Origin of the sequence: Turicibacter sp. HGF1, assembly GCF_000191865.1 — a bacterium.
GTDB classification, from domain to species: Bacteria; Bacillota_I; Bacilli_A; order MOL361; family Turicibacteraceae; genus Turicibacter; species Turicibacter sanguinis.
In genome coordinates, this window is the sequence record NZ_AEXQ01000074.1 from 1 (window position 1) to 4,761 (window position 4,761).

Genomic DNA, 4,761 nt, shown 5'->3' on the forward strand with positions numbered 1-4,761 from the left:
CGAGGACTTACGTCCACGCCATTTTTTTTATTAACTTTTCAAAAAAGTTTGATTTCGCCTTTTATATTCAATCTAGCTTCATCAAATAGAAGCTCTATAAAGTTTCTTTCCCTAGATGACTAGAAAACTGTCATCTGTGAAAGTTCACTTTTACGGGCTTCTAAACGTTTGATTCAGCCTTTTATATTCAATCCAGCTTCCTCAAACAGAAGCTCTATAAAGTTTCTTTCCCTAGATGACTAGAAAACTGTCATCTGTGAAAGTTCACTTTTACGGGCTTCTAAGCGTTTGATTCAGCCTTTTATATTAAAGATGCATAACACGACATTTAATTTCCGCTGTTTTCCCTTTATTCCAGAAATTATCTCCTAAATCACTTATCTCACTATTTCTAATGAGGGTGGACTATCTCTTAACCTACATCTTAATCTGTTTAGGTCCTTTGCACTTCCAAATGAGGATTTTCACCTCAAATGTACTTCCTTACGGAATAGTCTCTACACCTTTCTCAATCTTTTATTGAGACTTGGCACGATATTAGCATATTGAACTTCTAAGTTTTAATCCTTTACATATTCCCAACGAAATCCACCAGCTTTTTTAGTTCTACCAACACAGTTATGATTTATACTCTGTCTAGATAAGCCTGGATATCTTTTAGAAGCCTCAGTCATTGTATTAAATATTTCTCCAGTATCAATATTTTTCACTTTCCGAGCTGAAGGATTTGTTCCTCCATACATATGAGGACGATCAGCTTTTTTAATAGCTTCAGATATCTTTTTCTTATGATCCTCAGTAAATTTTTTACCTCGCATAGGACTAATCGTTCCATACATTGGATTATTTTTTCCTTTAGCCCTATCACTTCGTTGTTTTCGTTGTTCTTTTGTAATCTCATAAAGATTATTTCCACCACTTTGAGTATTATAACCAATCTCTTTATTATCAAAGCTACCATATAACTTAATATAATAACGCTCTTTTTCTTCAAGTTCTTCCATTGTTATAGCAGTATCTACTACTTCCCATTTGAAATTTTCAAAACCATATTTTCTAATTGCCTGATAAAAATATGTATTAAGCCTTTTACTATCTTTTTTATGAACACTTATTCTATGCTCTAATGACTTAGTGGTAAGTCCAATGTAAATTTTATCATTAATTAAGTTAGTAGCCTTGTATATTATCATATTGGTATCCTCTTTAAGGGTAGATTTAAAACTTAGTTTATCAACTTAGCTTTCATCGTTAGCATTTCCCTTTTATAGAAAAATACACCCTAGATTTCTAGGTTCACAAAGTTTGCATCATAGTATTTCTACTATGAGGGGCATTTATGTCTACCCACAAGTTCTTCGAATAACATTCATCTTCGCTTGATCCTTATTATGGCAATTCGGACATTCCCATGATAAGTCATCATTTAACGTAATTTCACCTTCAAAGTGACAAACATGACAGCAGTCAGACTTCGTGTTAAATTCAGCGTATTGAATATTATGATAAATATAATTCACTAATTGCTTTAATGCTTCTAAATTGTGTTGCATATTTGGAATCTCAATGTATGAAATGCATCCACCTGTTGAAATCGGTTGGAATTGAGATTCAAATTGTAACTTGCTGAACGCATCGATTTCCTCACGAACATCAACATGATAAGAATTTGTATAATATCCTTTATCAGTAATATCCTCGATTTGACCAAATTTCTGTAAATCAATTTTTGCAAAACGATAGCACAATGATTCAGCCGGAGAACCGTATAATCCAAATCCAAGACCTGTTTCAGCCTTCCACTTCTTCGTTGTCTCCTCTAATCGTTTCATTACCTTAAGTGCAAACGCCTCACCTTTAGGATCAACGTGAGAAACACCTGTCATTAACTTCGTCACTTCGTATAACCCGATATATCCGAGTGAAATGGTTGAATATCCATCCATTAATAACTTATCAATCGTCTCACCTTGTGGTAAACGAGCAATCGCTCCATATTGCCAATGAATTGGAGATTCATCTGCTAACGTTCCTTTTAAGGCATTGTGACGGCACATAAGTGCTTCAAAACATAAGTCTAGACGATTATCTAGTAAATCCCAGAACTTCTCTTCATCTCCTGCCGCTACAATTCCGATTTGTGGTAAATTTAAGCTGACAACCCCTTGGTTGAAACGTCCTTCAAATTTATACTCACCATTTTCATCTTTCCATGGTGATAAGAAACTTCTACACAAACGAGGGTATATTTCTATACTGGTTACTCGCTCTGACTATATCTTCGCTCAGGACTCCCACATCCGTCTACGCGCCTTGCACTTCCAGTAGGTGCATCCCCTACTGTACTCTACTCGCTTCTTCACTCAATCACGTTGAGCTATGCTTTCGATAGTCGATTGACTTTCTATCCATCAAGATAGCTTAGCACTGGATTACCATATGCCATAGCACTTAGGCTTCCCAGTTAGCACACTCTCAAACAGTCATTTCCTACTGTTCCAAATAAAATTGTAGAATGCACACCTGTTACGCACATAACAGTTCACAAGGTTTTACATGAGCCGAGAATTGACCCATTGGGCTAAATACATTTCCTTCATAAATCTTACGCATTTCTTTAGCAGAAATATAATCCGGATATAAACGTTTAGAACTACATTCAACCGCTAACTCCGTAATATAATCATACTTACCACCCTCTAAACAGTTATGCTCATGTAACACATAAACTAATTTAGGGAACGTTGGCGTCGTATAAATACCTTTTTCATTCTTAATTCCTTGAATACGTTGTTTCAAGATTTCCTCGATAATTAAAGCAACCTCTTCAGCATACTCATCATCTTCATTTAAATTTAAAAATAATGTAACAAATGGGCTCTGCATTACCCTCCGCCTTATTTCTAAGGAGACTGACTATCTCTTCATCCGGTCTGGATGGGTGGCGCTTCGGAAAAAGGACTTTCACCTTTAACCTACTCCCATTACGGGATAGTCGATACACCTTTCCTTGATCAAATAACATCACCTTTATTTAATCTAGCTTTCCCATACATTACGACTATAAAATTAGATTAACCCAATATGAGTAAAAAACACTCATACCGGCTTTCTCTTCATTTTTACGTCGCAATATTCGCATGGTTCAGCTTTTTAGGACTTGGCACGATATTGGCATATCTAAAATTTAGATTTTTAAACTTGGCTTTTATTCAATCTAGTTTCGTCGTGCAACTCTTCTATAAAATTCAATAAAGTCTTCATGGTCAAAAACCGACCATTTTGCTTTCTTTTCATTTTTACGTTTACTTGCCAAACAACGTGTGGCATAGTAATTAGTTATCCTTTAGGATTACGACGAGTTAAACGCACGCCTCAACCTTTTATTTTAGACTTAGCGTTCATCGTTAGCATTTCTATACGAAACACACCCTACATTTGTAGGTTCACCACCTGTTCATCTTATTATTCCTAATAAGCGCGGCCAATTTTAACCGTTTGTTGTCATTAATGTATTAATTTGGTATTGAATTGTTTGTACTCCAGATGCGAGTTCTTTTTTCATTAAAGCCTCTACCGTTTGGTCAAGCTCTGCTTGTGATGAGATACACTCTTTTAACATATTATAATACTTCATCTTACTACGGCGCAGATACTTACCTAGATGACGAATATCAATTGACTGTCCACCATATTGACTGCTTGCTACTTGAGCAATAATCTGAGTCATTACTGTACAAGCGACTTGGAATGACTTAGGACTTTCAATCATACGCTTATTAATTACAGTTCCGTTATCTAACATATCTTTGATATCGATTAAACAGCAGTTAAAAATAGATTGCATGAAATAATCCATATCATGGAAATGAAGAACTCCCTCATCGTGAGCTTGAACGATACGAGCCGGCAACTTCTTACGACGTGTAATATCTTTTGAAACTTCTCCTGCAATTAAATCACGTTGAGTTGAGGCCATCATTGGATTCTTATTCGAATTCTCATTCATAACCTCTTCGTTATCTAATTCAATTAAACTTAAAATACTATCATCCGTTGTATTTGTTTCGCGCTTAAATTGTTGAATCGCACGGTAACCTTCATATGCCTTAGCTGTTAACTCATGTCCATTTTCAATTAACTTTAAATAGACAAATGTTTCAATCTGAAAAATCGTTGGAGTGGTATTTAATGTATCAAAAATTAAATTAATTTCATGGGCAATCTTCTGTGCTAATTCCTCATCAACTACCCCGCTTCCAAACTTCATTGCTTTTAAAATGGCTTGATAAATTTTATTTTCATCAAACACTACATGACTTCCATCGCGCTTAATTACCTCACGCATTAGACCATCTCCTATACCATTAGACATAAAAATCTCCATCCCTTCGTTTGTCCAATATGCTCGAAAAAAACAAAAAGATGAAGATTTAATATCTCATATAATACTAGAAAAAAACAGATTATTCAAGCAAGATGTTAATGTAAATTTAGGACATTATTTTCATTAAATTTGAAAACATTTACTCCTTTACTTTTAAAAAATTCATGTTATAGAGCTAAAACAAATAGCTTAAATTTTATGTTTTTTTAATCCAGCTTCAAGTGGCAACATCCTGGCAAATTCTCGATAGTCACTTGTGCCTATGCCACTACGGACTCTCATCAAATTTCAGCGGATGTTAATCGCCTCTTTCAGCCTTTTTTGTATAATCTAGTTTCCACAACCTGACGCTTGAGAAAAATCGAAAGCAACTT

Annotated in this window: 4 protein-coding genes; all 4 read right to left on the bottom strand. The window is 35.0% G+C overall.

Features of this window, described 5'->3' with window-relative positions:
- Positions 1-560: 560 nt before the first annotated feature.
- Complete coding sequence (locus tag HMPREF9402_RS07145; protein WP_039930888.1) at positions 561-1,193, bottom strand: GIY-YIG nuclease family protein; 633 nt, start codon at positions 1,191-1,193, stop codon at positions 561-563.
- Between the two features lie 150 nt (positions 1,194-1,343).
- Positions 1,344-2,237, bottom strand: a complete 894-nt coding sequence (nrdD, locus tag HMPREF9402_RS07150) for an anaerobic ribonucleoside-triphosphate reductase (RefSeq protein WP_009606954.1) — start codon at positions 2,235-2,237, stop codon at positions 1,344-1,346.
- 289 nt (positions 2,238-2,526) lie between these two features.
- On the bottom strand, positions 2,527-2,886 hold the full coding sequence (nrdD, locus tag HMPREF9402_RS07155; protein ID WP_006784256.1) for an anaerobic ribonucleoside-triphosphate reductase: 360 nt from the start codon (positions 2,884-2,886) through the stop codon (positions 2,527-2,529).
- Positions 2,887-3,490: 604 nt separating this feature from the next.
- Positions 3,491-4,348: an anaerobic ribonucleoside-triphosphate reductase gene (gene nrdD, locus HMPREF9402_RS07160; protein ID WP_009606955.1), complete on the bottom strand. Its 858-nt coding sequence runs from the start codon at positions 4,346-4,348 to the stop codon at positions 3,491-3,493.
- Positions 4,349-4,761 lie beyond the last annotated feature (413 nt).

Bases quoted from the DNA above. Each gene is read 5' to 3' on its own strand.
- nrdD (WP_006784256.1), bottom strand. From the start codon at position 2,886: ATGCAGAGCCCATTTGTTACATTATTTTTAAATTTAAATGAAGATGAT.
- HMPREF9402_RS07145 (WP_039930888.1), bottom strand. From the start codon at position 1,193: ATGATAATATACAAGGCTACTAACTTAATTAATGATAAAATTTACATT.
- nrdD (WP_009606955.1), bottom strand. From the start codon at position 4,348: ATGCGTGAGGTAATTAAGCGCGATGGAAGTCATGTAGTGTTTGATGAA.